Origin of the sequence: Flagellimonas lutaonensis, from assembly GCF_000963865.1 — a bacterium.
GTDB lineage: Bacteria > Bacteroidota > Bacteroidia > Flavobacteriales > Flavobacteriaceae > Flagellimonas_A > Flagellimonas_A lutaonensis.
Genome location: NZ_CP011071.1, coordinates 885,245 through 910,299, shown reverse-complemented (window position 1 = coordinate 910,299; position 25,055 = coordinate 885,245). Strand labels below are relative to the sequence as shown.

The following is a 25,055-nucleotide window of genomic DNA, read 5'->3' as shown; positions in this document are numbered from 1 at the left end:
TCGGCACTTTTAAATGAAGCCCAACATAGTAATATAGACCCTATGCTCTATATATCTTTTATATGCATAAGTTAATATGTCTAAAATTAAAGGGTAGGATAATTGTTAACGGCCATAAACCATTGCACAAAAACCATAAAAAAACCGGGGCAAACCCCCAGTTTTTCATGTTTGTAATCCACATACAACCTCACATTGCATTTGTGGGCCGTTCTTTATAGTCGGGTACCAATCGGCCATTGGCCCAGACCAGTTCACGGGTCTCGGTGGTAATCTTGTGCCACTTACTGTCATCGTCCAGATTTTCGCCCTGTTCTTTTTTAAACAAAATCTTACCGGCCACGCCTTCTTGGTCCGTTGGGAACACAAAGGTCTCCCATCTATAGAAAACGCCCGCCTCTGACACCTGTGTCAGCCGTGCCACGGGAATCAAACGATGACCCTCTTGAAAGCAGTAAATACCGCCGCCCTGCATGCCGCAGGCCTCAGCTTTGTAATTGATGTACAGTATGCCGTCAACACCGGAAAGGCCCTTGTTGCCGTGGGCCTGTATGGTAATGCCCGAATGGGCCAAGCGCAGCGTATTCTCGGTAAAGCTGCCATCAGGCTTGGGACTTCTAATGTTCAGGTACTCTAAATCGCCCGACCTTGAGTAGCCGAAGAGATAGGTGCTGCCGTTCAGCTCCTTTTTTTCCAAAGAGATGAGCCCACCAAGTACATAGCCCGTGGTGCCTTTGTAATCAACCTTATAAAAGGGTGAGTCGATACCGCGGTACGGCCAAGAGTTTTCGGTCTTTTCAAGAACGGTCAACTCGGTGCCGATTTCCAAAATCTTGATGACCTTAGATTCGGTGGTGGGCTGACTGCGCAGCTTTACATCGTCACCAAAGAGATAGACCACCTCGCCGGGTGCAAACCCGCAGTCATCACCATTGCAATGGTACTTTTCTTGGGCCTTCATAAACAAACAGATGGTTAGTGTGGTAAGGCTTAAAAGCATCTGTTTTGTTTTCATGATAATAGAATTAAGATTATAAATTAATGTTATGCAGTGTGCGTTTTGAAAAAATTCGTCAATTCGAGTGTCCCGACTGTAAACGTTGGGATGTATCGAGAATCAGCATTTTTCATCAAAAAACCTTGTTCTCGATACTTTTCATTTTGGTGAAAAACTCGAACTGACGGTTTTTTGTTCTAGCAAAAACACAAACCTGAATAGCTCTATAAGATGTACGCTGGGGCTAGGGCCATAAGTCGTACGACTCGGTAAAAAGATAGCTTTTCTCGATAAGTGGTATGGTCGGGTAGGTCTTAAAACAGAAGAACCCCCAGCATTCTGATGGCATCAGAAGTGGGGGCCCTTACAAAATCAACAAAAAACACTAACCTCTACTACTGCCCATCTCCATTCTCTTTTTGTCGTGGTGTCTTCGATGATTTATCCTTTTCCATTGTCGGTATTGCTCATCCGTCAATATTTCCTTCATTTTGACCTGGTGTGCCAGTTGTTTTTCCAATCGGGCGTTGGCCATTTCAAAGTGTTCGTCGGCACTGGGTTTTTGGCGTTCGCCTTGTTCTCTTTTAGAAATGCGTTCATCCATTTTCTTCTTTCGTTGCGCAGCTTCTTGCAGTTGTATTTCCATTACAAGTTGCTGTTGCTCTTCTGTAAGGTCGAGCGCAAGGGCCATCTTCTTGGTCTGTAGGGTGGCCACCTGCTCTGGGGTCATGTCTTTCAACACCAAACCTGGGTGCTTTTGGTGCCCATGCCGTTGGGCAAATCCTGTCAATCCGGCCAAAAGGGCCATGGCAATCAAAACTTTTCTCATGGTTTAAATTTTATTGTTTCTGCAACTATGACGGTATTCGCCGGCAGAGGTTTAAACCGAAAAAAAAGTTTGTGACGCTTTTAACAGAAATAGGAAAGAGACCCGCTTGAACCTGTTATGGGTTCTGTGCCAAATCTTTTGAATCGTGGAGCGATTCTGAAGGTTGTAACTCTTCTAGTTCGACATCGGTGGTCTGCGAGGCAATCAATTCTTCATTGAATCGATCGTACTGCTCCATGCCATAATACAGAAAGGAAGCCATTAAAAAACAGCTGAAATAGATAAGACTTTTGATTTTGTAGGTCTTCATAATGTTCAAATGATTTGGGATTACTAAAGTACGCAATCAAAAAAAGCGTTTTTGCCATATGTTGTGAAACGCCCCTCTATTGATGTGAAAACCTAAAAAGCTGAGGTGTGAAAAACACACACGCCGGTTTGTATAAAACCAGCGTGCAGTTCATCGAATTTTTGTACAAGTAGGGTTTACTATGATTTTTTGGCCTCCAATATCACATCGATTCGTTCCAAGGCATCTTGCAAGTGGTAGCGGCTCATGGTATCAGAAATACGGGAAAGACCGCCCCTGATATCGCGTTTCAAATTGTTGAGCTCAGCCCTGGCCACCGAACGGATGTCTGACTGGCTGGTATTGACCACCGTTGATTTTTGGTAGCCCCCGAAAGCCGGTTTCTTATTTTGGTTCTCAGCGGTCATCAGATAGGCCAGCCGATCGATATGTGCCTTTTGAAGGTTTCTGCGATAGGTGTCTATCTTTTTGCCCGAACGGGTTTCAGACCAAAGCCCACGGCGAAGGTCACGCATCATATCTACCAATTTGTAGGCTTCGTCACCATTGGCCGCCTCGTTTTCGATCATACGGGCCATCTTGCCCAAATGCAAAAGGTTGTCTAGAGTGCGCACCTGCAGGGCCCTAATGCGTTCCACAGAGCCAGAATACTGTACCTTGTTGAAGATGTTCTGGTCGATGAGCCATTCGGGTGTCGCGAACAACTGATCTTGTAAAAAGGCCAAACTGTTCTGTTGGCGCTGCTTGGGCACATGGGTATAGACGGCACCTTCTTGGTCGGCGGTCTTATGGTATTCGTAGACCCCGCCGATATTGTTCGACACATGCCCCATATACCTTCTAAACTGATTGACGACCTGCCCGTACATGGTCTCAAGGTCATCATAGTTTTTCCCTTCTTCAGTGGTCCATTCCATCAGGTTGGGCATAATTCTTTTCAGATTGGCGATACCGTATTCGCTTGCCTTTACCGCATCGTCTCCCAAATCTTCGGTCTGTGAGCTGGGGTCTACCACATCGCCTACCTGTTGGTGGCCAAAACGGTACATGGGGTCATCGGCATGTTCGAGTATCCATTGGTTCAATATGGGTTTTTCATCTTCGGCCGAGACATCCAAGATGGGGCGATACCCCCAACGAATGGCATACTTGTCGTAGACCCCTATATTGGGCATCAGGGCCACATCGCCATCTTCTGGTTGCGCCACATAGTTAAAACGGGCATAGTCCATAATGGAGGGTGCCGTACCGTATTTCTTGGTAAAAGTAACGGAACGCAACGAATCTACGGGATAGGCCACGCTGCTGCCCATGTTGTGCGGAAGCCCCAATGTGTGCCCCACTTCATGAGCCGATACGAACCGTATCAATCGACCCATGATCTCATCTTTGAACTCGGTGCCCCGTGCCTCTTTGTTGATGGCAGCCGTCTGCACAAAGAACCAGTTGCGCAGCAGGGTCATGACATTGTGATACCAGTTGATATCCGATTCCAGAATTTCACCACTGCGAGGGTCGCTTACGTGCGGGCCATTGGCATTGGGTATGGGTGAGGCCAAATAACGCACCACCGAATAACGCACATCTTCTGGCGACCACTCTGGGTCTTCTTCCGGCGAGGGCGGGTCTTTGGCGATAATGGCATTTTTGAACCCGGCGGCCTCAAAGGCCACCTGCCAATCTTCGATACCTTGTTTTATATAGGGCCTCCATTTTTCTGGTGTGGCCCGGTCTATATAATAAACAATCGGTTTTTTGGGTTCTACCAATTCACCGGCTTTGAACTTGGCAATGTCCTCATCTTTGACCTCAAGTCGCCATCTATCCAAATAGGTGACCGTTTTGCTTTTTTGGGCCTCAAGGCCATAATCTACCTGTCCGCGCGCAAACCACCCAACGCGCTCATCGAAATAACGACGTTTCATGGGTTCTTCGGGAAGCAAGATCATCGAATTGTTGATTTCTACAGAAATAGAACCCAAACTTTGGTTACTGGGCGGTTTCTTGGCCATATAGGTCTTTACATGGCGGGCCTCGATGTTCAGCGGATAGCTTTTGATGGATTCAATAAAGCTGCGGTCGCCATCCAATCGGCTAATCTTATAGCGATCCCTGAACCGATCGGGCATGCCCAGTGCATTAACATCTTTCGTGAACATGGGATCTACTTCGATTACCGTGGCCGGGTTCAACGAATCTTTTTTGTTAAAGGCCTTGATGTCGAACGAAAAAAGAACCGGCTCGAAATTCGAGTTTACCACCGCCTCGTGAATGGGCAACGAGTCTGCGGCATAATTGCCATATGAAACCACGCGAAGCAGCACCTTTTTCGGTTTTTTCTGCCAACGAAGCACTTTGGTATTGATCTTACCGCCCCCGAAGCCGATGCCCGTGGCGGTCTTTGAGATACGGCTTACCATCAACATCTCTCGATTAAAGAGCGAATCGGGTATCTCATAATAATGTTTGTCATCTACCGTATGAACGGTAAAAAGACCGTCATCTGACTTAGCATCTTTGGTGATTACCTTGTCATAGGGCTTTATATTATCGTCTTTCTTTGATTTGGAATCGGAGGTCTTTTGGGTGTTCTTTTCCTTTTTTTTGAAGAGTTGTGCATTTGAGGGATGAAAAGCTGCCAACAGAAAAAATAGCAACAGCATTTTCGTAAGCTGTCTTTGAAGCATTTTACTATGAGGTTTGGATATTACGAATTCTATAAAGAACCAAAAAATTGCACGAAAGAAGTGTTAAAAAAATATTAATACGAAACTCTTTCCCGACAAATAGCAACCTCTGGCATTCCTGCGTTTTACTGATGCTTCGGCGTGAATCGCCCACTATACTTGGGTTCAGAGAGAATTGAACTTTTGTTAAAAAAGGCAAAATGCTGTAACAATTCACAACCGTGCCAGTCTTATAAGCATAGATATCAATCATCAAATCAATCAAAAAATGAACAAGTTATTAGTAATTTTCGGATGCGCACTATTAAGTAGTAGCCCCGAAGCAGCACCACAAGAAAGTACGGTACCCGTGATACGCACAAGCACGGAGATGACGCGTACATTTGCGAACCATTACATGGCCTTTGAAGAGGTCGATGTAGAAAAAGATGCTCCGTTGTACATCGTGAGATTTTCGGTTGAGGAGCCCGCCGATTTGAAATTGGACGAAATAGCCTATGTAGAGGATGAGAATGAAGTCGACCTCGGTTTTGATACCACCGACTATCTTCCTGAGGGTTTTGACCCCTACGAGACCTATTTTGATTTGAACTCCATCATATATATCGAAGAAGATAACACGGCCGACCTTGGTTTCGACACTGCAGATTATCTGCCGGAAGGTTTTGACCCCTATGCCGGCGAAGTATCCATCAATTCGATAAATTATATAGAGGACGAGGAAGTGGATTTGGGTTTTGACACCACAAAATACCTTCCCGAGGGGTTCGACCCTTATGAGAAAACCTTCGATTTGAATGCTATCGAGTATATCGAAGCAGAGGAAGAAATAGATCTGGGCTTTGATCCCACGAGCTATCTTCCTGAAAACTTTGATCCCTTTGAGGGTCAAGCTAGGTAGGATGTTTTCATTTTATCAATTTTTTGAGTTAGTTAGTTGATGAATCCCGGCAAAACGCCGGGATTTCCCTTTGTGTGAAGCTGTTAACAAAAAAGTAACAGAAAAATCGACAAAGTGCACCTGGCAACAAAAACCATCAAAAACTGCGGGATCCGCAATTTCACGCAACTAGATCTACCAAGTCGGTATCCCTGCAAATAAAATTTTAGCAATTAAATTCTTACAGGCATTCTGGGCCATTGTTAAGCAAGTGCAAAACATACTAAATGTTGTTTTTCATGGTTTTACCTTTGTACCATAATCAAAAAATGAGCTATGAAAGTCAAAGAATATTTTGCTACGCTGTTCATTGCAGCCATGTTCTTGCCGCTAATAGGCGCCAAGTCACCGACCACAGAAAGTGTGGCCATGCATTTTGATATCCATTCCATTGAATTTATCGAAACTTCAGGCGATATCGAATTGGGCTTTGAAACGGCCAAGTATCTGCCAGAAGACTTTAACCCTTATGTTGGCAAGGTTTCGGTAAAATCTTTGAACTATATCGAAGACGAGCAAGTAGAGCTGGGGTTTGATACCTCAGAATACCTTCCAGAGGGTTTTGACCCGTATAAAAAATAAGTTCCCTACAACAGGGCAGTTGGTTAGTTGAGTTAGTTAGTTTAGTGAAATTTCGTCCAAATTGGTTTTTGGGCGGAATTTTTTTTACCACTCAAAACGAGACGTTTACAACAAAAAATTGCCGGGGTGGTCTAAATATGTCATTTTTGGGAATATCCACCAAATCAAAGGCTATGAAACCTAAAAAAACTGCCTTCCTACTTGTATTTCTCTATGTTTTTACGAGTTCGCTAACCGCCCAGACCTATAGGGAATTTGTGGCACTCGTAGAAGTATACCGTAACACAAAAGGCCACAGTTGGACAGAGACTTGGGACATGAATGCCCCCATGACCACTTGGAAAGGAGTGACCATAAAAGATGGCCATGTAGTGGGGCTAGACCTCTCAAACAACAATTTGGACGGCAAAATACCGCTGACATTGGTCAATTTAAAGCATTTGAAGCACCTAGACCTTTCTGGAAATAAGTTAACGGGCCGTATACCTGGCGGTATTGGCAGAATGGCCCAACTCTATACCCTCAATGTTGCGAACAACAACCTATCGGGAAGAATTCCACGTGGTTTTTCGAAACTCACGAAACTGAAATCCCTACAATTGTCAAACAACCAATTTGATGATTTCGATGGTCTAGAGGAAATAAAGAAATACCAGTTGGCGCATTTTGACATGAATACCGAATTCAAACATTTGCAGCTGTTAGACCCAAAGTCGCAAAATGTGCGGTTGGCGAACCTTGAGTTTGAGGATATTGAATAAGAACCGCAGCCAGACAATATTGTGAAAGGGCGCCCCATGGCGCCTTTTTTTGTGGTCTTTGGTTTTTTAGAACAGTAACGGAATCACAAACTGGAACATCAGAATCAACATGACCACGGCAATCAGGTTCAGCACGACCCCCACACGGGCCATTTGGGGCACTTTAACATACCCACTTGCAAAGACAATGGCGTTGGGTGGTGTGGCCATGGGCAACATAAAGGCGCAACTGCTTGCCATGGTCACGGGAATGAGCAAATATAGCATCGGCACCCCAAGGCCAATGGCAATGCCCGCCACTACCGGGGCCAAAACGGCCACCAAGGCCACATTGCTCATCAATTCGGTCATAAAAAGCATCAACAATATCAACAACGAGGCGGTCAAAAGAATACTGATGTCACTGTTGGCAATGCCCCCGGCCACTAGGTCGACAATACCGCTTACCGACATGCCCTTGGCAAGGGCCAGCCCACCCCCAAAAAGAATCAGAATGCCCCAGGCCAGTCTTGAGGTGTCTTTCCAATGAATGATAAAATCACCCTTTTTGATGTTATAGGGAACCGAGAACAGGGCAATGGCGGCGAATATGCTGATCATGGTGTCTGAGAGCCCCAAGCCTGGAAATATGGAGTTGATGAGCGTCCTGAAAATCCAAAGAAATACGGTAACCCCAAAAATGGCCAGCACCATTTTCTCTTTGCCCGAGGTGGGGCCAAGTTTTTTGAGTTCTTGGTCAATGACCTCTTTTGAGGCGTTGAACTTTAGGTCCCGGTTTGGAAACATCCACTTGACCAGCACAACATAGATGATGCCGATCATCAGTGCGGCAAAGGGCAGGCCAATGGTCATCCATTTTAAGAACGATATCTCGATGTTGTATTCATTTTCCAACAAGCCGATGAGTACTGAATTCGGAGGGGTTCCGATTACCGTAGCAATGCCCCCGGCATTGGCAGAAAAAGCGATGCCGAGCATGACGCTCAGTGCAAAATTTTGGTCATTTTTGGTAAAACCGTCCTCATCGTCCATCAAAAGGCCTATAACCGACAGTGCAATCGGCAACATGACCACCGTGCTGGCCGTATTGCTGATCCACATACTGAGAGCAGCCGTAGCAATCATAAAGCCCAATACCACCTTATTGGGCGTGGTACCGGTCAATCGGATAATGTTTAGGGCAATTCTTCGATGTAGGTTGACTTTTTCAAGGGCCAGGGCCAATACAAATCCGCCGAAGAACAAGAAAATAATCGGACTGCCATAGTTGGCGCCCACCTCTGCAATGGGCAATATTTTCAGCATAGGAAACAGTAGCAATGGCAAAAGCGCGGTGACCGATATGGAAACCGCTTCGGTAATCCACCAAATAAGCATCCAAAGGGCCACAGCTATTACGGCATCTCCTTTTTGTGAAACCAGTTCAATAGGTAAGAAGGTACAGGCCAAAAAGAAAATAGGCCCCAATATAAGTCCTAGTTTTTTGCTCAGCTCCATATCCTTATGAAGATCTCATTTGCTTTAACAGCTCTCTTAATATCATATCTATTGCAGTCATCCAGTTGTTTATATTTTTCTTACTAATAGAGCGTATTCTATGATTGCCGCTACCTGGTTTATCATATCTATCGGCTTCATGAACAATTTTATGCCTTCTTTGGATAAGTTTTTGAATAGTTGAAGAATATTTTTCAATACCTTCGGTTATTTCGAAACCACAAAGATTAATAGCTTGTTTTACCTCTCCGATATTGCTAAAACTCTTAAATTTAGAATAGTCAATAACCGAAGCAATTATTAGTTCTTTTACCGTAATTTCCTCATGGTCTTTCAGAGCACCTAATAAAAATTTTGATGGTCGCCCACTGTTAGAAATCCCTTTTAAGGGAATTTTATCGAGCTCTTCTTTCTTTATAGAACCAGCTTTCCAAATTAATATGCTTCTAAGAAAATCTTCAAAAGATGAGTGCAACAGGACGGCGGCAGATCTCAATATATCACTTTCTACAACTTTTTTTCTACCTGATTTACTTGATGATATAACATCATAAACTTTAACTAAGTTTTTTACTCTTTTAATATTTCGGTCATAGTTGGTGAAAATATCATCTTGCATGAATAACCTGAATATTTGTGAGTAAGATAGCAAAGATATTCATGGGAGTGATGGAGATAAAGTTCTTTTTTGAACCGAATAACTATTTTCACTAACTTATGTAGAGGCATACGATAGCTATTCAGAAGGCATCTTCATCCATTTCAAAAATACCAAAGACATTTTGATCGGCATCCAAAAAATAACCCTGCCAGCAACGACCTGGGATGGCAAATTTTGGCATGGCTACTTGGCCACCCTTATCCAGTATGGTCTGGGCCGTTTTATCAAAGTTTTTTACTTGAAACGAGCAGGTAAATGCATTGGTGCCATGTTCTTTCGGAGGTACCTTTACGGGCCGTTTCAATAGGGCGCCCTGCACGCCGGCACCAATAAGGCGGTAATATTCGATGGGTACGGATTCGTCCCTGTCAAAACTCCAATCGAAGACCGTGGCGTAGAAGTCGATTTCCCGCTCAGGATTGGAAGACTGTATTTCAAAATAACCAAGAGTGTTCATTATCAGGCAGGTTGATGCCTTTTAAAGATAATGAAATTAAGATTGCTTTGAAATAGCCAGTAGCATATCGTCTGTCTTTTTCACTTCAAACAGCCCCAGTTTTGAAAGATTTTTGGTGCTTTTGTCCCACTTTTTGTTGCTCAAGCCAGCCAGTTCTTTTAGTTCAAGCAAGGACATCTCGCCTTTCGGTCTCAAGATATCCATGATGGTTTTTTCTTCCTCGGTCAGGTCAACCTGCTTTTTCTCGGGCCGCATCTGCGGAAAAAACAGCACTTCTTGAATAGAGGCGTTGTTGGTCATGAGCATCACCAAACGGTCAATGCCGATGCCGATGCCCGAAGTGGGCGGCATACCATATTCTAGGGCCCTTAAGAAGTCTTGGTCGATGAACATGGCCTCGTCATCACCTTTTTCAGAAAGCCGCAATTGTTCTTCGAAACGCTCACGCTGGTCAATGGGATCGTTCAGCTCAGAATAGGCGTTTGCCAGTTCTTTGCCGTTGACCATAAGCTCGAAGCGTTCGGTCAATGCCGGATTTTTTCTGTGTTCTTTGGTCAAAGGGCTCATTTCTTTGGGATAGTCGATGATAAAGGTAGGCTGCACGTAATGGCGCTCACATTTCTCACCAAAGATCTCATCGATCAATTTGCCCACTCCCATGGTGTCGTCTACCTCGATTTCTAGCTTTTTGGCCACATCTCTAAGTCCCGCTTCGTCCATGCCGGCCACATCGAAACCCGTGTGGGTTTTTATGGCCTCTAATATCGGTACCCTGGGGTAAGGGGCCTTGAAGTCAATAAGGTTGTCACCGACCTGCACCTTTGTGCTTCCATTGGAGTCGATGGCCACTTTTTCAAGCAATTGCTCAGTGGTTTCCATCATCCAGTTGTAATCTTTGTAGGCCACATAGAGCTCCATTACCGTGAACTCAGGGTTGTGGGTACGGTCCATGCCCTCGTTACGGAAATCTTTTGAAAATTCGTACACCCCGTCAAAACCACCCACGATCAACCGCTTCAAATAGAGTTCGTTGGCAATGCGCAGGAATAAGGGTATGTTCAGGGCGTTGTGGTGCGTTACGAAGGGTCGTGCAGCGGCCCCTCCCGGAATGGGCTGTAATATGGGCGTCTCCACCTCTAAATAACCACGTTCGTTGAAAAACTCCCGGATGCTATTGGTAATCTTGGTACGCTTGATAAAGGTTTCCTTTACCGATGGGTTGACCACGAGATCCACATAACGTTGGCGATAACGCAGTTCAGGGTCGTTGAACTCATCGTACACCTTGCCCTCGGCATCGGTCTTTGGCAGCGGCAATGGCCTAAGCGACTTGCTCAACAGCTTGAAATTTTTGACCATTACCGTTTTTTCACCCACCTTTGTTTTGAACAGCTCACCCTCAATGCCAATGATATCCCCAATATCGAGCAATTTTTTATAGACTTCGTTGTAGAGGGTCTTGTCGTCGTCAGGGCAGATTTCATCACGGTTGAAATAAACCTGTATTCGCCCCTCACTGTCTTGCAACTCGGCAAAAGATGCCTTGCCCTGAATACGACGTGACATCAAGCGCCCTGCAATGACCACCTTTTTGCCTTCTTCAAATTCCGCTTTGATACTTTTAGAAGTGGCATCAACAGGGTACAGCTCGGCAGGATATGGGTTGATGCCCATTTCCCTCAACTTGGCCAATTTCTCTCTTCGTACGATCTCTTGCTCAGATAACTGCATGGGAGTGAAAAATTAATGCGCAAAATTACACTTTTAGCTTATAATGCCTCGGTTTTTTGCCCAATTGACCTTGAAAAAGGTACGATTGTAACATTTATGGTATTCATGCGACCAATAAAGTAATCATCGATCAATCAAAAAACCATGAGTTTCTGGCGTGTCTTGTTGGCCATTATCTTTCCGCCCTTATCTGTTATCGGCAAAGGTTGCGGCTCGTTTCTTATTGTCTTACTTTTGACTTTTTGCGGGTGGGTGCCCGGGGTAATTGCGGCGCTCATCATTTTGAACAATACCAATTGACGTTAATTGGTGCCATAAAGCAATAGTAATGAAACAAATCAGATTTTGGGTGCCCATATTTCTATTGGCACTGGTAACCGCGTGTAATTTTACCGAAGAACTATATCTGGAGGAAGATGGCTCTGGTAAGCTGAACATTCACTTTGATGGCAGTGAAATGATGGCGATGATCGGGGCGATGGACAGCACCGGACAAGAGAAGGCCATCGATTCTACCATCGTTTTCAAAGAACTTCTTGAGGAAAAGAAAGACAGTATTGCCCAACTTTCACCCGAAGAACAGAAAAAACTGAGAAGATTGGAGCCCTTTACGATGCACATGGTCATGGATCCTGAAGAAAAAAAGATGACATTCGATCTCTTCAGCGAATTCGATGATGTCTCAGAGGTCAATGATGCCTACAACGCTTTTCAAGACGCTAGCGCAATCGGTCCGACGCAGCAGGCAGACACAACCCAACAGGGGCCAATGGGCGGTGCTGCACCAGCTACCACCCGGGTAACCTACCATTTTAAGAAAAACACCTTTAAACGATCTATTGAAATAATCGATGAAGAGCTGTTCAAAAAGGGGTTGGATAGCCTGAAGAGTGCCGAAATGTTTCTGTCTGGGTCGACCTATACCTTTAAATACCATTTTCCCAGAAAGGTGAAATCGACCAATGTCGAAGGGGCCACCTTTTCTTTGGATGGAAAGACCATGACCTACCAAGTCGATTTTCTACAAATGATGAAAGACCCAGAATCGGTGGTGCTTGAGGTTGAACTGGAAGACTGAGCGGCACTTCGTATCTTTGCCAAATGAACAAGAAGGTGCGGCTACAAGATTTGGGCTATAAAGACTACAAGGAAACCTGGGACTACCAGGAAGCCCTTTTTAAGAACATAGTAGACCTGAAGATTGAGAATAGGAGGCAAGGCACCCAACTGCCCACCCCCAATCATTTTCTGTTTGTTGAGCACCCCCATGTATTCACCTTGGGCAAGAGTGGCGATATCAGCAATCTTCTGGTCGATGAAAAAGTGCTCGAACAAAAAAATGCAAAATTCTATAAGATCAATCGGGGGGGCGATATTACCTATCACGGGCCGGGGCAGATCGTGGGGTACCCCATTCTAGACCTTGACAACTTTTTCACCGACATCCACAAGTATCTAAGGTTTTTAGAGGAGATGATCATTCTAACCTTGGCCGAGTACGGACTTAAGGGTGAGCGTTCTGACGGAGAAACCGGGGTCTGGCTGGATGTGGGCACACCCTTTGCCCGAAAAATCTGCGCCATGGGCGTTCGTGCCAGCCGCTGGGTCACCATGCACGGTTTCGCCTTCAACATCAATGCCGATTTGGGCTATTTCGATCTGATGATTCCCTGTGGGATCAAAGATAAAGCGGTTACTTCCCTAAATGTAGAATTGGGTAAACAGCAAGTTGATATGGATGAGGTCAAGCAGAAGCTCCTCAAGCATTTCAAAACACTTTTTGAAGCTGAGTTGATAGAGGAAAAAATCAAGATCAGTTAAAAGGCCCGTTCTGGGCCGTATCTTCGATTATTAAAGTTGGGAGCACGTGAACATCGAGTACAAGGTTTTGTATCTACGTTGAAAACGACATCAAGAGTGCAAATAGCACGATAATTTTCTTCCTTACTCCGGTGATACTATATAATTAATCTTCACCTTCCATACAATCTGCAACTGATTCTTCCATACCCGCGGCGACCATTCCTTCGCAGATGACCCGTTGTTTTTCTAGCCGCAGATTATCCAGTTTACTATTTATGGCCTTGACACAACTGTCGGTCGAACAGCGTTTCTTTTGCCGTTCCAAAGATTGTTTGCGCAGTTCAAGATCACGCATTTTTGATTCGTACTCGGCAATTTTTTCTGTAACAGAGGTTCCTGAATCTCCACCGATACCCATAGGCTGATAGGGGGTGCCATCAAAAGTGATGCCCATAGGTCTTATGGACTTCAGTTCTACTTCAATGACATCACCAGTGTCCTTTCCGCCAATCAGCACCTTGCTATAGACCACCAAACGGTTGCAATATGTCTCTTTAATGTCTTTGAGAACTCCGACCATATAACCCATCATGGGAACAGAAGTCACAATGGGCGTCGGTGCTTTGTCGAAGTACATAATCCATGTGTTGGTCAGGCCGGTATATGCTTCCGATAAATCTGCCTTGTAGCCCACTGCCTCTCCTCTCCAATCCACCCGTGAAGGTAGTGGTTCTTTCCATTCGCTCCATTCTACAGAAGATTCCATAAACTTAAATATTTGTATAAAATCGTTCTGATAACGCCCTTCTGAGGTTTGGATGCTTTCACGGGTTACTGCCCGCATCTTGCCTTCCCTTTTATCAATTCCATACATCACCATTTGCCCATTGGGAAGCCATATGGCCGCATCAACGTCTCCAAATCTATCGGAGTACGAAAAATTTGTCTTGAAGAAGCCCATTTCTCCGCCAGGGAACAACATCGAACCATCAGCCGAATTAACGTAATATTCCATATTAAACTGATTCGGATTGCCTTTGCCATATTCGAAGCTGTACCCTTCTGTGTGTGCCATCTTGAAATTCAACAAGGCTTCAATTTTTATAATCAAACTTAAAACGCCCATCAATATTTGTTGGATTTGAAGACATTGAGCTTACTTTGACAGCTGGCGCCAGACAATTACTGTCCGATGTCTCACCGGCGAGTACCACAATTTGCCCATCCCCGTCGTCTTCATCTTGGGGGTCGTCTGCAATTATTCCATCACCATCGGTATCGACCCCATTGCCAGGAACACTATCATAGTCAAGTAGGTCACTGGCCATGACTTCTGCCAATACCATGTGTTCGCCAGAATTTTTTACTATGGCAGTAACCTTTAGAATTGCATTTATGCCATAGCCCATACCCACAATGTCCCAAACACCAGTTGTTGCATCGTATGTGCCTTCATTGGCCTTATAACCAACAAAATCATAGCCCGATGGCAATAAACTCAGCACCTTGACACCAAGAGTGGTGTCGGGGCCATCGTTAACGACCCTAATGGTAAATGTGACCTCTTGGCCAGCTTCGACCAAGTTGTCATCCACAGAAAGCTCTAAACTTAAATCTGCAGACTGTGAGGACGCAGGGAAGGCCCACAGCAAACCGAAAAATATAAGAAAGCAATACTTTTTCATTTTTATGGGTGTTGTGTTATTTGTGAAATGGATGTTCTCTTTTGCCCAAGCCTGGGTAGCCTACGGCAATAAGTACAAGATTTAAGAGGGGAACTGAAGAATAAGTTACAGATTTCATGTCTATTCTGCACATTGTGAACACTTTAAAGATTTATAGGTTTATTTGTCAGGATATTTGACCAGCCTGTCTTCTCCTTGGTGATTTGAGAGCTGACCAAAAAATCCTTCCCAAAAACCATTATAATTGGCTTCATTAACGAACTGATTTATCATAATATAATGTTGGTCATAGGCGGTGCCGTTAAAATGGTTTTCGTAAGAGGCCTGCAGGGGTTGCGGTACATGCTTGGAACTCATCTTCAATATTACTTTCAAAACGGCGCAGGCTGTTCTCGCTTTTCCTTTTAGATCTTGTCTATTTGAATGGCCGAAATAGCCAAAGAGCTTGCTTTTTCGCGGTCTGGGCTTACTCCTGAAATCCCAATATTGATCATGCCGGCATTTGGCGTGGTAAAAACTACGTTAATCTCTTTATTACTGATGTCTTTTAAACTCGTTCGAATTTCCCTATCGCCTAATTGGACCAACATGTACGGTTCATTACCCCAAATATCTACGGGAAAATGGCTTGTTGCTAAAGAAATTTTCATACGGTACTCTCCACCTTTTTGCGCAGTAAATGTGATCCGTCCCGGGTAGGTCCGATACAGGTTACCAGAACGCGTTGCTCTGGTATGAATGTGAGTTGCAACAAGGAGAAAGTTTCTGGTTTTGTAACTACCATCAAATTCAAAAGTCAAACCTGGAATACGGGGTCTTTGAGGCGTAACTTTCCAGCTTTTGGATGCACGTATTTTTAGTTTTTGCTCCGGAAATTTTACCAATGGGATATCTGAAATTTTCTGACCTTTTTTCAGAGTTTTCTCCTGGATGGTTTTTAAAGACAGTGATTTATTAACAAGGTTGGCATTGACCAATTCCTTTTTTGCAGCCTTATTGTTTATTTTGTACTGTGACTGGCCTTGGAATACCATGACCAGGGTCATAAAGAATAGTATTTTTTTCATGATGTTTGATTTTATAGGTAAAATTTTTGATTGTTTGGGAAAGCCCGATTGGCTGCCCATTTATAGAATCTTTCCCCTATCCGCAAAGTCTTGCTTAATCTGACCTTGTCAACTTTGGCATTTTTAACGAGAATATACTTTGCGCCATAAAGCTGTGCCTTATGAACATTTCCGGTAACTATTATGGTTCCGGTTGCATCACGTCTTACCTTTCTCTTTAATTTGACCCTAAGTTCCAGTCTCTTTAATTTGACCCTAAGTTCCAGGGTTACTTTGCATCCGTTGAATGTGATATTTTTCGCCTCTTTGATTTCCAGTTTTTTCAAATTGGTGGCACCGACATCATATTGGGCTCCTGCAACTAATCCATTTATTTGCTCTAGAATCTTTGATTTGCTTGCGTTGCCGTAACTCTGTACGAAGTTGCAGTTTATCTGTGCCATTGAGCTTGTTGCCGTGAAAGCAACAACAGTCGTCTAATTTCTGTAATTGATTGTAAAATATTTGTTTTCATGATATATAGTTTTATTTTGGTTTCTATCTTTTGATCCAGATTAAACTAGGGTCAGATTTAGCAATTTCACTGTAGGAACATTTGCAATGTGCACGATTCTCTCTTTCATGTACTTCTGGTCCACTACTGGTTGATTTCGGTTTTTCTTCCCATCCGGGCAATACATAATATTCCTTTTTGGCATCGTCAAAACCAACGGCAACGATATAGTGGTCGGCTACTACTTTGGTGGCATCTACCCACTTTCCCTTAAGGCAAGGCGGCATTTCTTTGACTAAAAGAATTACAGGGCTGCCCTCCCTTAGTTCTTTTTTGAGACGTTGCCTTTTTTCGCTCCATCGTCTAATGCTCCACATCATATCCACTTTCAACTTTGGTTTGTTGTAAACTGATTTATTAGCTTCTTTTACAAAATGTTCAAGGGCATCTTTCATTTTCATTTTTCTCGTAGCACTTTGCTCTTGGTCGCCCCAAGCTTTGGTATCTGCCTTATCACGAAAATCAAGAATAGTTTGGGTAGGGTGGGCAGTCCCATTAAATCTATCAGAAGGGTTCATGATTTTATATCCATGTTCGGTTTGCCAGTAGCCCATGACCATTGCTGCAGCTACTGGGCCACACCCTTCGAGCACTTTGTTTTTTGGCGGCACGTATTCTTGGTCGATGGGTTTTACATATTTGATATAAGCCCTTTCACCAGCAGCAGTTGAGCCACTGACATGCTCAACCATCAATAAGAAAGCCACATCATTATAGCGTGGATCTTCAATCAAGTAAGTGTCTTTTTTGCCAAACCTAGAAATAAGGCCACGCCAGGTAATCTGAATTTTGCCTGACACCTCTTCGTCACGATTGCTTCCTACCCCTTTGTCGCTGTCATGGTCAAGTATCTGTAAATGATAGAGCTTGTTCTGTTCTATGCGAAAAGGCATTTTCCCGCCTGATAAAATGGGAATTCGCCCTCTTTTACAATCCTTAATTACATTTGATTTTCCTCCCTTTTTCCAATCCACAAATAATTGGGCATATAGATCGGGACCGTTGTTTTTGTCAAAATTTTTTCCGTTTCGACCATTCGGAAATTTGGTCACATGGATGGCCTTGATCAATATGCCATCTCCTGAAAAAGTGGTTTCATTGGTAGAGTTGGCACTTACATTTATTGAATTGATCAAAAATGCCAGAACTACCATTTTAATTGTTGTTCTCATGATTTCTTAATTTTATCGGTTATTATATTTTTATAAACTCCACGCGGCGGTTCTGGGCCTTGCCATCAGTGGTAGTATTGTCGGCCACAGGCTCGGTCTCGCCCTTGCCCTCGGCCCGCAGTCGGTTGGCATCGATGCCATAGACAGAGACCAGGGTGTTTTTCACGGCCTCTGCCCTTTTTTGGGACAGGGCCAAGTTGTTTTCATCGGAGCCATCGGCATCGGTGTGCCCCACAATTTTTAGGTTCATGCCGCTTTCTTGTTGCAGTACCTGCGAGATTTGGCGAATGACCCCCATCGATTGGGGCTGTAGGTTGGCAGAGCCTGAATCGAATAAGATGGCATTGGTGGAGATTTTACCTTCGGAGATGAGCTTTCTTCTTAGGTCTACCCCTCCCTCGGCCACCTTCAGGTTGGTTATGAGTACTTTTTCCTTGCCATCCTTAAAGCCGTTGGCACTGAACTTCAAGGTCTTCAAAATGGCCCCTGAGGGCACCAATCTGGGAACGTCGATGTACTTCACCTCGTTGACCCACAACCTGAATCGGTTGTTGTTCACAGCGATGGATATGTGCGGGTTGTTCAAGACCTCATCCCTTATATCGGCCTGTACGGTACTACGGATTTCCCTTTTGTCATTGATCCTGTTCTCGACCGTGATGCCTATTGGTGCATATTGACAGAAGGGGATCTCGACGAAGACGAAATTGTGGCCTTGGCCAAACTTAGGGTCATCGCTCAGGGTCACCCTCAATTGTGCCGTTGATGAGGTTTGCCCGTCAAGGCCCACCGCTGCGACATCGAACTCAATGGTATGGTCTTGGGGCAGGGGCGGCACATCGGGGACATAATAGAGGTGGAAACCGGATTTCAGTTCGAGCCATTTCTGGGGCGATTCTCCCAGGGTAACCACTTCGCCCCCGGCGTTGGTGTTCCATTTTGAGGGGAAATCACCTATAAAGTCATTTCCGAAATCATCAAAGAACAGTTGTTTATCGCCGGGCACAAAGTCGAACTTGCTGTAGACCTCAATATCGCCTTTGTTGGTCGTTTGCCCAAAATTTCCATCTTCTGGGTAAGCCTCTTCTTCATAATATTCTTCGTTTTCAACATCTTCCGATGAACTGTTATTATTTCTTTTCTTTCTCTTTCGGACTTTCTTGCCGGGCGCTTCGAGAATGGTGTCCATGACTTTTTCGGTTTCCTCGGCGGTCTTTTCCTCTACTTTTCTGTGTATGGTCTCCTCGGCAGCCCGTTCGGCCCTTTCTTTCAATTTTTTCAAAAATTGGCCATGTCCAGGATGAATCGATGCAAAAAAGGCAGCGAGTAAAATGGTATATATAGTTGAATCTTTCATGATTGTCAATTTTAGATTAAACAATCAGTTTTGTAAATGGCGAAGATGAATGAAACGGTCTCGTTGTTATGATCTTTTTCGGCCATCAACCAGTATCCGTTCTTCTTTTTAATAATTTTTACATCATAAATTAGATGATAATATTGGCTGTTTCGTATATCCAGTGTAACTGTCTTACCGTTTTTTTTCAGCCTTACCGTCGTTTGTACAGTTCTTTGGTGAGGAGTCTGTTTGATGCCTATTTCAAGCGGTAAGACAGATTTCAATTCGTTACCGCTCTTAAACAGACTTCCCAGCCCATATCGGGCTTCCTTGCCAAAAGAGGTGCGCTGTTGATTTCGTGCGTTCAACTGTAATGAAACCACGGCAATCTCGTAGCAGGTGCCATGATCAAGGTCATACATGATCTTATCGAACGCCGTAGGCAATTTTACAGGGAGGTTCACCTTGGGTTTTACCTTGGGTTGTGTAATCTGTGATCTGACGGTACCCATACCAAAGCCTAACAATAAAATTGCGATTCCGATAACTTTAAGTGTTTTCATGTTCACTGTTTTTTAAAGGTTGTTTTTTTGATTATTTTGTTTTTGTTCAAGATTTTGAGTACATAATTCCCTTTTTGTAAATGGTTAATGTTTAGATAAATCTCAAAACCGGAAACATTTTTAATTACCCCTTCATATCTTTTTTTATCCATTTTGGGGAATTGGCTTTATATAGAAAAGTTGGTTTTGACAGACAGTTGCCCATCATTGCAGAAGTAAAGCTAAAGGCAATACCAGTTATTGGATATAACGTATGTATCAAAGCCTATAAAATATGTAACATCGCTTTGAAACGTTTGTTTACAAGGGTTTAGGAGGCATTCTTTTTGCTGTATTCCGTTGGGGAGACACCATAAGCCTCCCTAAAGCATTTTGTGAAGTAAGAAGGGTCGTTGAAACCTACCTGAAATCCAATCTCCGAAACATTGGCATCGCTATTTTGCAACAGGGTCGCCGCAAGTTTTAATCGTTGCGAGCGCACAAATTCTGATGCCGAATGACCTGTCAACGCTTTCAGTTTTCGGTGCAGTTGCATACGGCTCATGCCCACGGCCTCGCTAAATTCTTGAATACTGAACGTCGACTCAGTGAGCTTTTGGTGGAGTACTTTTTGAACCCGCTCCAAAAAACGCTCATCGAGGTTGGTGATGGCAATGTCTTTGGGTTTTAAGATCACTTCTTGGCTGTAACGATTTCGAAGGGCCTTGCGCGATGTTATTAGGTTTTTGACACGGGTCTCGAGCATTCTGGTCTTGAAGGGCTTGGTGATATAGGCATCGGCGCCGGTCGAAAGCCCCTTGTACTGGTCTTCTTCGCCCGCTTTTGCCGTCAGCAAAATGATGGGGATGTGACTGGTGCGCTCATCGGTCTTTAGGGTTTCACACAGTCTAAGACCATTTACTTTGGGCATCATGATATCGGAGATGATTAGGTCGGGCACATGTTCCAGGGCTTTTTCGATGCCTTCTTGGCCATCGGCGGCCTCCAAGATCCGGTATGCACCCGTAAAGGTGTTTCTCAACAGTTGCCGTACCTCGGCATTGTCTTCGACCAAGAGAAGTATGTCCCTGTCGTCGTCTTCGTTGATATCATTCGATGCTTCGATGGGTATTGAAAACGCAGTAGGAATGGAGGGTGCAACATACGCTTCGTCAAAAGATTGTTCTGCAAACTCATCTTTTTTGAAAGCCGATTTGGCGATGGGAAGCACAATCTCAAATTGTAGAGTGCCCTCTGATGTTTGATCAACTTTGATTGAACCATGGTTAACACCCACCAATTCTTTGACCAGTGAGAGCCCGATGCCCACTCCTTCGGCATGGGCGTTGGCCTGGTAAAAGCGGTCGAACAGTTTTTCAAGGGTTTCTGGATTTATCGAGCTGGCCGTGTTCTCGACCAAAATAACGGCCTTATCATTTTCTCTCTTGGCTTTCAACGAAACACTTCCTCCTTTATCGGTATACTTCATGGCGTTGGATAGCAGGTTGGCCATAATTTTTTCGACCACATCTTTATCGAACCAAGCCTCTTGAAGGCCTTCGACATCGATTTTATAAGCGATGTCTTGCTGTTTTGCGGTGAATTGAAACGATTCGCCCAAGGCATGGATCAGGTTGCCCAGATTGCCCTTTGCCACCCTCAGTTGGTATTTGCCCGTCTCCAGTTTTGAAAGGTCCAACAACTGATCTACCAGGCTAAGCAGCCGTTGGGAATTACGCTGGATCATTTCAAAATCCTTACGGTCGGCCATTGACAATTTGCCAGATTGGAGTTTTTGTTCGATAGGTCCTGAAATCAAGGTCAACGGTGTTCTGAACTCATGGGAAATATTGGCAAAGAACCTTGATTTCAATTGGTCAAGCTCTTCTAGCTTTTTGGCGGTTTTTTGGCGGTTTTTAAAAAGAATAAACAGAAAAATTCCGACCAAAGTAACAATGCCAATACCAATCAATAACAATTTTTGTTGATTGTTTTTTTGTTGCTCAATAAGCTCTTTTTCAGAATTCAACAGTGCAATTTCTTGTTCTTTTTTCTCAGTTTGATATTTTGTTTCAAGCTCATGGATATTTTTTACATTTTCAACTTTTATGATACTATCTTCTAAGGATTGAAACGCTTGAAGGTACTCATAGGCGCTCTTATAATCTTTTATTTCTGAATATGAAGTCGCTAAATCTTTGAAGATTTGCGATTTGTTATATGTGATGTTCATGCCATCATATATTTTTAAAGCCTTTTTTAAGTGTGTAATGGCTTTGTCTGGATTGCCTTGATTTTTTTCAACCTTGGCCAAACCTATTAAACCGCTGGCAATAAGAATTTTATTGTTTGATCTTTCTGCCGTTTCAAGAGAATTTTCGTAGTATTTTCTGGCGTTACGATAATCTTGAAGCTTGAGATATGAGGCCCCGATCAATCCTGAAATTTCACTAACTTCGGTTAAATTGCCCGCGTTTGAATAATAATCCAATATTGGAATCAATGAATCAATGCTTTTTTGAAAATGGCCTTTGTTGAAGTCTAGTTTGGCCATATTGTAGCCTATGTACATCACTCCTTCAGTCCTGTCCATAAGCCTATATGATTCTTTACTCTTTAAAAAGTAAGTTTTTGCCTTATCGAAATTTTCAAGCTCCATGTAGATTTGCCCGATGTTAGCCAACGAGGCGGCCAAGGCTGGTTCTTTTCGCTCATGGTGTTGAAAAATGGAATCGACTTTTAGGTAATTCGCTAGCGCATTGTCAAAGTCATTTTTGTAGTAATAGGTGTTGCCCAATCGATAATAAGAGTAGTAAAGGCCTTCCCAATCATTACTGCGTTTTGCAATTTCAAGGGCTTTATAGGTCAGTCTTTTTGCTTCATCGTAATTTCCCAAATTTGATTGGGCCATGGCCAATCTTACATAGCATGTGCTGATCTTGCCGTCATCTTCTAGTTTCTCGGCAAATTTTAGGGCATTGTTCATCGAAGCTATGACACTATCTAAATTTGATTGGGCCCAATAAAAAGTTGATTTGTACAAAAAGCCTTTGTACATACCCCAATCAAAGTTTTTTTCTCGGGATAGTGAAAGCATTTGTAAATAATATTTTCGTGACGAATCTGGCTCTTTATAAAGATAATTGTCAAAAAGACGTTCGAGCACTTTTATTTTTACGGTATCATTGTCCGTTTGAGAATATACGGATTGTAAGGAGTCTATATTGTAAGTGTCTTGCCCTAAGATTGAAAAGGGCAAGAAAGATAGTAAAACAACTATTAAGCACTGCCTCATATCGTCTGATAAAAAGTGTACGACAGGCGTAAAACCTTAAGGTACTATAGTGTTATCTCAATTTGATAAAGCGGTCAACTCACTTCTACTTATCAGCTTCCCTTTTTTGTTATATGTTTCTTGTTTTACCATTCCTACACCTTTGGAGAACCATGTTCGGGATGGAAATGTTTGGTTGGCCATCATCATTTTTGATTTTGTTTCACTATAGATAACCACGCATGGAAACGTTCCAGCCGGGGTAGTTATCGTTTCCTCTTTTTCTACTTTTCTATTTACGGTCTCCACATTCATGTTCATATTCATGCCGCCCATTTTCATCTTCATTTCTATGTTGGCATCGGGCAACTCTTGCCCTACCGAAAGATTGTTGGGCAGTACGATATCAGTGCCAGACATATCGACCTCTACATCACCGAATTGGCTCATCATCTGCTCGTTCATCAGTGATTTAAAATCGATTTTGACGACGTCACCTTCGCATTTAATTCCGTATTCCGAATCATAGGTATTCCCTTTCTTATCGGTCATTTGCATGGTCATGGTCGCCGAGACAACACTGTCATTTCCCTCTACATCCTTTACGGTGTAGGTAAATGTGCCATCTTCTTTGCCTTTTTTGTTAAAACTGGTGTATTGCATGGTTGCCCCTTCTACCATTGGGTAGTATTGACTACATACAGATTGCCCAATTACAAGTGGCGAAATAAGAAGTGAAAGCAGAATGGAAGTAATCAGTTTTTTCATTGGTATAAATTATTGTTTTATAAATTCAACTCTTCTGTTCTGTGCCTTTCCGTCGGGGCTGTTATTATCGGCAATGGGTTCGCTTTCGCCTTTACCTTCGGTTGTGAGCCTATCGGCCGAAATACCATAAACTGAGACCAGGGCATTTTTGACAGCCTCGGCCCGTTTTTGGGAAAGGGCCAAATTGTTTTCATCGGAGCCATCGGCATCGGTGTGCCCCACAATCTTTAGATTCATACCACTTTCTTGTTGCAGTACCTGTGAAATTTGGCGAATGACCCCCATCGATTGGGGCTGTAGGTTGGCAGAGCCTGAATCGAATAAGATGGCATTGGTCGACACCTTACCTTCAGAAATCAATTTGCGACGCAGATCAACCCCACCTTCGGCTACTTTCAGATTGGTTATAAAGACTTTTTCTTTTCCATCTCTAAAATTATTGGCATGAAATTTTAATGTGTGCAAAACAGTACCGGTTGGAACTAATCTGGGCACATCAATATATTTAGTTTCGTTCACCCAAAGCCTGAACCGTTGTTTGTTGACTGCAATCGATATGTGTGCTTTGTCAAGGATTTCATTGCGTATATCGGCTTTAACCGTACTTCTAACAAGTCTTTTATTGTTTATTCTATTTTCGATGGTAATACCTACAGGGGTGTATTGGCACAAAGGAATATGGGCCTGTACGAAGTTTGCACCTTCCTTAAAGTTGCCGTCATCACTTAAATCCACCCTTACGTGTGCTGTTGAAGAAGCTCTTTCAAGACCTAGGCCCGTGACATCGAATTCTATAGTATATTCTTCCGGTAGTTCGGGTACGTCTGGTATGTAATAAATATTGTAACCCGATTTCAACTCCAACCATTTTTGGGGAGAATCACCCAAGGTAACTACTTCACCCCCTGCATTGGTATTCCACTTCGAGGGGAAATCACCTATAAAGTCATTTCCGAAATCATCAAAGAATATTTGTTTATCGCCGGGCACAAAGTCAAATTTGCTATAGACCTGGATTGTTTTTGGGCCACTTGTATTTGCTCCGCCAGGGCCACCTTGGTTACTGGGGTTGTTTCCCATATTGCCCTGTTGCCCACCTGTCTGATTGGGCGGGGTGGGTGTGTTCGGTGGAGCTTGCTTCCCCTTTTTGCCCGGCTCCAATATGCTGTCAAGAGCTTGGTCGGTCTTTTCAGAGGTCTCTTTTTCAACCCTGCGTTCAATGGTGCGTTCCGCGGCCTTCTCGGCACGTTTGCCAAGTTTTTTCAAAAATTGGGCGTTGCCATTGGCAGGAAAAACGAATAGCATGAGCAGCCCCAGCCCAAGACTGCCCTTAAATAGTGATTTCATCTTCTTTAGTGTTTGGATATGAGTTTCTTAAGTTACGAAAAAGTATCTTTCGA

The 25,055-nt window shown here is 43.6% G+C and carries 25 protein-coding genes; 6 read left to right on the top strand and 19 right to left on the bottom strand.

The genetic code is table 11. From position 1 onward, the window contains the following. Positions 1-190 precede the first annotated feature (190 nt). The 4 genes from VC82_RS15210 to VC82_RS04350 form a co-directional block, all read right to left on the bottom strand. Positions 191-1,015, bottom strand: a complete 825-nt coding sequence (locus VC82_RS15210; protein WP_052698909.1) for an SH3 domain-containing protein — start codon at positions 1,013-1,015, stop codon at positions 191-193. A gap of 367 nt (positions 1,016-1,382) precedes the next feature. Further along, positions 1,383-1,826 carry a hypothetical protein gene (locus VC82_RS04360; protein ID WP_045801288.1) on the bottom strand — a complete coding sequence of 148 codons (444 nt, stop codon included), beginning with the start codon at positions 1,824-1,826 and terminating at the stop codon, positions 1,383-1,385. Between the two features lie 115 nt (positions 1,827-1,941). Then, positions 1,942-2,136, bottom strand: coding sequence for a hypothetical protein (locus tag VC82_RS04355; RefSeq protein WP_045801287.1), 195 nt, complete (start codon positions 2,134-2,136; stop codon positions 1,942-1,944). A gap of 179 nt (positions 2,137-2,315) precedes the next feature. Further along, positions 2,316-4,823: a zinc-dependent metalloprotease gene (locus VC82_RS04350; protein WP_045801286.1), complete on the bottom strand. Its 2,508-nt coding sequence runs from the start codon at positions 4,821-4,823 to the stop codon at positions 2,316-2,318. A gap of 268 nt (positions 4,824-5,091) precedes the next feature. Here VC82_RS04350 and VC82_RS04345 point away from each other — a divergent pair, with 268 nt between their 5' ends. From VC82_RS04345 to VC82_RS04335, 3 genes are all read left to right on the top strand, one after another. Next, positions 5,092-5,724, top strand: a complete 633-nt coding sequence (locus VC82_RS04345; RefSeq protein ID WP_157517981.1) for a hypothetical protein — start codon at positions 5,092-5,094, stop codon at positions 5,722-5,724. Between the two features lie 315 nt (positions 5,725-6,039). Next, entirely contained in the window at positions 6,040-6,345 is a 306-nt protein-coding gene (locus tag VC82_RS04340; RefSeq protein WP_045801284.1) for a hypothetical protein, read from the top strand. 173 nt (positions 6,346-6,518) lie between these two features. Continuing rightward, the gene (locus VC82_RS04335) at positions 6,519-7,106 is read left to right on the top strand and encodes a leucine-rich repeat domain-containing protein (RefSeq protein ID WP_170218307.1); all 588 of its coding nucleotides are present in this window, start codon (positions 6,519-6,521) and stop codon (positions 7,104-7,106) included. Between the two features lie 66 nt (positions 7,107-7,172). Here the strand turns inward: VC82_RS04335 and VC82_RS04330 are convergent, their stop codons facing one another. From VC82_RS04330 to lysS, 4 genes are all read right to left on the bottom strand, one after another. Next, positions 7,173-8,603 carry an SLC13 family permease gene (locus VC82_RS04330; RefSeq protein WP_045801283.1) on the bottom strand — a complete coding sequence of 477 codons (1,431 nt, stop codon included), beginning with the start codon at positions 8,601-8,603 and terminating at the stop codon, positions 7,173-7,175. A 4-nt stretch (positions 8,604-8,607) separates the two neighbouring features. Continuing rightward, positions 8,608-9,222 carry a HEPN domain-containing protein gene (locus VC82_RS04325; RefSeq protein ID WP_045801282.1) on the bottom strand — a complete coding sequence of 205 codons (615 nt, stop codon included), beginning with the start codon at positions 9,220-9,222 and terminating at the stop codon, positions 8,608-8,610. Positions 9,223-9,343: 121 nt separating this feature from the next. Beyond that, positions 9,344-9,721 (bottom strand): VOC family protein, encoded by a 378-nt coding sequence (locus tag VC82_RS04320; protein ID WP_045801281.1) that lies wholly within the window; start codon positions 9,719-9,721, stop codon positions 9,344-9,346. 36 nt (positions 9,722-9,757) lie between these two features. Next, entirely contained in the window at positions 9,758-11,452 is a 1,695-nt protein-coding gene (gene lysS, locus VC82_RS04315; protein ID WP_045801280.1) for a lysine--tRNA ligase, read from the bottom strand. A gap of 144 nt (positions 11,453-11,596) precedes the next feature. Here lysS and VC82_RS15395 point away from each other — a divergent pair, with 144 nt between their 5' ends. The 3 genes from VC82_RS15395 to lipB are packed head-to-tail and all read left to right on the top strand — an operon-like array spanning position 11,597 to position 13,273. Then, positions 11,597-11,752, top strand: a complete 156-nt coding sequence (locus tag VC82_RS15395) for a YqaE/Pmp3 family membrane protein (protein ID WP_084598160.1) — start codon at positions 11,597-11,599, stop codon at positions 11,750-11,752. Between the two features lie 28 nt (positions 11,753-11,780). Further along, complete coding sequence (locus tag VC82_RS04310) at positions 11,781-12,530, top strand: hypothetical protein (protein WP_045801279.1); 750 nt, start codon at positions 11,781-11,783, stop codon at positions 12,528-12,530. 23 nt (positions 12,531-12,553) lie between these two features. Further along, positions 12,554-13,273: a lipoyl(octanoyl) transferase LipB gene (gene lipB, locus VC82_RS04305; RefSeq protein ID WP_045801278.1), complete on the top strand. Its 720-nt coding sequence runs from the start codon at positions 12,554-12,556 to the stop codon at positions 13,271-13,273. A gap of 145 nt (positions 13,274-13,418) precedes the next feature. On the opposite strand, the gene VC82_RS04300 is transcribed toward lipB, so the two are convergent. The 11 genes from VC82_RS04300 to VC82_RS04250 form a co-directional block, all read right to left on the bottom strand. After that, positions 13,419-14,381 (bottom strand): hypothetical protein, encoded by a 963-nt coding sequence (locus VC82_RS04300; protein WP_157517979.1) that lies wholly within the window; start codon positions 14,379-14,381, stop codon positions 13,419-13,421. Further along, positions 14,350-14,940, bottom strand: a complete 591-nt coding sequence (locus VC82_RS04295; protein ID WP_045801276.1) for a DUF11 domain-containing protein — start codon at positions 14,938-14,940, stop codon at positions 14,350-14,352. Before VC82_RS04295 ends, VC82_RS04300 begins: the two co-directional genes overlap by 32 nt. A gap of 159 nt (positions 14,941-15,099) precedes the next feature. Continuing rightward, on the bottom strand, positions 15,100-15,297 hold the full coding sequence (locus VC82_RS04290) for a hypothetical protein (protein WP_045801275.1): 198 nt from the start codon (positions 15,295-15,297) through the stop codon (positions 15,100-15,102). A gap of 47 nt (positions 15,298-15,344) precedes the next feature. Continuing rightward, on the bottom strand, positions 15,345-16,007 hold the full coding sequence (locus VC82_RS04285; protein WP_045801274.1) for a hypothetical protein: 663 nt from the start codon (positions 16,005-16,007) through the stop codon (positions 15,345-15,347). An 11-nt stretch (positions 16,008-16,018) separates the two neighbouring features. Then, the gene (locus VC82_RS04280; protein WP_052698905.1) at positions 16,019-16,450 is read right to left on the bottom strand and encodes a hypothetical protein; all 432 of its coding nucleotides are present in this window, start codon (positions 16,448-16,450) and stop codon (positions 16,019-16,021) included. A 94-nt stretch (positions 16,451-16,544) separates the two neighbouring features. After that, positions 16,545-17,732, bottom strand: a complete 1,188-nt coding sequence (locus VC82_RS04275; protein WP_084598159.1) for a C39 family peptidase — start codon at positions 17,730-17,732, stop codon at positions 16,545-16,547. A gap of 22 nt (positions 17,733-17,754) precedes the next feature. Then, positions 17,755-19,089 carry an OmpA family protein gene (locus VC82_RS04270; protein WP_052698904.1) on the bottom strand — a complete coding sequence of 445 codons (1,335 nt, stop codon included), beginning with the start codon at positions 19,087-19,089 and terminating at the stop codon, positions 17,755-17,757. Between the two features lie 11 nt (positions 19,090-19,100). Next, positions 19,101-19,634 (bottom strand): hypothetical protein, encoded by a 534-nt coding sequence (locus VC82_RS04265; protein ID WP_045801272.1) that lies wholly within the window; start codon positions 19,632-19,634, stop codon positions 19,101-19,103. Positions 19,635-19,944: 310 nt separating this feature from the next. Next, the gene (locus VC82_RS15205) at positions 19,945-22,908 is read right to left on the bottom strand and encodes a tetratricopeptide repeat protein (RefSeq protein ID WP_084598158.1); all 2,964 of its coding nucleotides are present in this window, start codon (positions 22,906-22,908) and stop codon (positions 19,945-19,947) included. Positions 22,909-22,965: 57 nt separating this feature from the next. Beyond that, the gene (locus VC82_RS04255) at positions 22,966-23,655 is read right to left on the bottom strand and encodes a TapB family protein (RefSeq protein WP_045801271.1); all 690 of its coding nucleotides are present in this window, start codon (positions 23,653-23,655) and stop codon (positions 22,966-22,968) included. Between the two features lie 9 nt (positions 23,656-23,664). Next, entirely contained in the window at positions 23,665-25,002 is a 1,338-nt protein-coding gene (locus tag VC82_RS04250; RefSeq protein WP_045801270.1) for an OmpA family protein, read from the bottom strand. Between the last annotated feature and the right edge of the window lie 53 nt (positions 25,003-25,055).

Bases quoted from the DNA above. Each gene is read 5' to 3' on its own strand.
- VC82_RS04295 (WP_045801276.1), bottom strand. From the start codon at position 14,940: ATGAAAAAGTATTGCTTTCTTATATTTTTCGGTTTGCTGTGGGCCTTC.
- VC82_RS04290 (WP_045801275.1), bottom strand. From the start codon at position 15,297: ATGAGTTCCAAGCATGTACCGCAACCCCTGCAGGCCTCTTACGAAAAC.
- VC82_RS15210 (WP_052698909.1), bottom strand. From the start codon at position 1,015: ATGAAAACAAAACAGATGCTTTTAAGCCTTACCACACTAACCATCTGT.
- VC82_RS04325 (WP_045801282.1), bottom strand. From the start codon at position 9,222: ATGCAAGATGATATTTTCACCAACTATGACCGAAATATTAAAAGAGTA.
- VC82_RS04340 (WP_045801284.1), top strand. From the start codon at position 6,040: ATGAAAGTCAAAGAATATTTTGCTACGCTGTTCATTGCAGCCATGTTC.
- VC82_RS04330 (WP_045801283.1), bottom strand. From the start codon at position 8,603: ATGGAGCTGAGCAAAAAACTAGGACTTATATTGGGGCCTATTTTCTTT.
- VC82_RS04310 (WP_045801279.1), top strand. From the start codon at position 11,781: ATGAAACAAATCAGATTTTGGGTGCCCATATTTCTATTGGCACTGGTA.
- VC82_RS04280 (WP_052698905.1), bottom strand. From the start codon at position 16,450: ATGGCACAGATAAACTGCAACTTCGTACAGAGTTACGGCAACGCAAGC.
- VC82_RS04255 (WP_045801271.1), bottom strand. From the start codon at position 23,655: ATGAAAAAACTGATTACTTCCATTCTGCTTTCACTTCTTATTTCGCCA.
- VC82_RS04350 (WP_045801286.1), bottom strand. From the start codon at position 4,823: ATGCTTCAAAGACAGCTTACGAAAATGCTGTTGCTATTTTTTCTGTTG.
- VC82_RS04345 (WP_157517981.1), top strand. From the start codon at position 5,092: ATGAACAAGTTATTAGTAATTTTCGGATGCGCACTATTAAGTAGTAGC.
- VC82_RS04265 (WP_045801272.1), bottom strand. From the start codon at position 19,634: ATGAAAACACTTAAAGTTATCGGAATCGCAATTTTATTGTTAGGCTTT.
- lipB (WP_045801278.1), top strand. From the start codon at position 12,554: ATGAACAAGAAGGTGCGGCTACAAGATTTGGGCTATAAAGACTACAAG.
- VC82_RS04335 (WP_170218307.1), top strand. From the start codon at position 6,519: ATGAAACCTAAAAAAACTGCCTTCCTACTTGTATTTCTCTATGTTTTT.
- VC82_RS15395 (WP_084598160.1), top strand. From the start codon at position 11,597: ATGAGTTTCTGGCGTGTCTTGTTGGCCATTATCTTTCCGCCCTTATCT.
- lysS (WP_045801280.1), bottom strand. From the start codon at position 11,452: ATGCAGTTATCTGAGCAAGAGATCGTACGAAGAGAGAAATTGGCCAAG.
- VC82_RS04320 (WP_045801281.1), bottom strand. From the start codon at position 9,721: ATGAACACTCTTGGTTATTTTGAAATACAGTCTTCCAATCCTGAGCGG.
- VC82_RS04250 (WP_045801270.1), bottom strand. From the start codon at position 25,002: ATGAAATCACTATTTAAGGGCAGTCTTGGGCTGGGGCTGCTCATGCTA.
- VC82_RS04275 (WP_084598159.1), bottom strand. From the start codon at position 17,732: ATGAGAACAACAATTAAAATGGTAGTTCTGGCATTTTTGATCAATTCA.
- VC82_RS04300 (WP_157517979.1), bottom strand. From the start codon at position 14,381: ATGGGCGTTTTAAGTTTGATTATAAAAATTGAAGCCTTGTTGAATTTC.
- VC82_RS04355 (WP_045801287.1), bottom strand. From the start codon at position 2,136: ATGAAGACCTACAAAATCAAAAGTCTTATCTATTTCAGCTGTTTTTTA.
- VC82_RS15205 (WP_084598158.1), bottom strand. From the start codon at position 22,908: ATGAGGCAGTGCTTAATAGTTGTTTTACTATCTTTCTTGCCCTTTTCA.
- VC82_RS04270 (WP_052698904.1), bottom strand. From the start codon at position 19,089: ATGAAAGATTCAACTATATATACCATTTTACTCGCTGCCTTTTTTGCA.
- VC82_RS04360 (WP_045801288.1), bottom strand. From the start codon at position 1,826: ATGAGAAAAGTTTTGATTGCCATGGCCCTTTTGGCCGGATTGACAGGA.
- VC82_RS04285 (WP_045801274.1), bottom strand. From the start codon at position 16,007: ATGAAAAAAATACTATTCTTTATGACCCTGGTCATGGTATTCCAAGGC.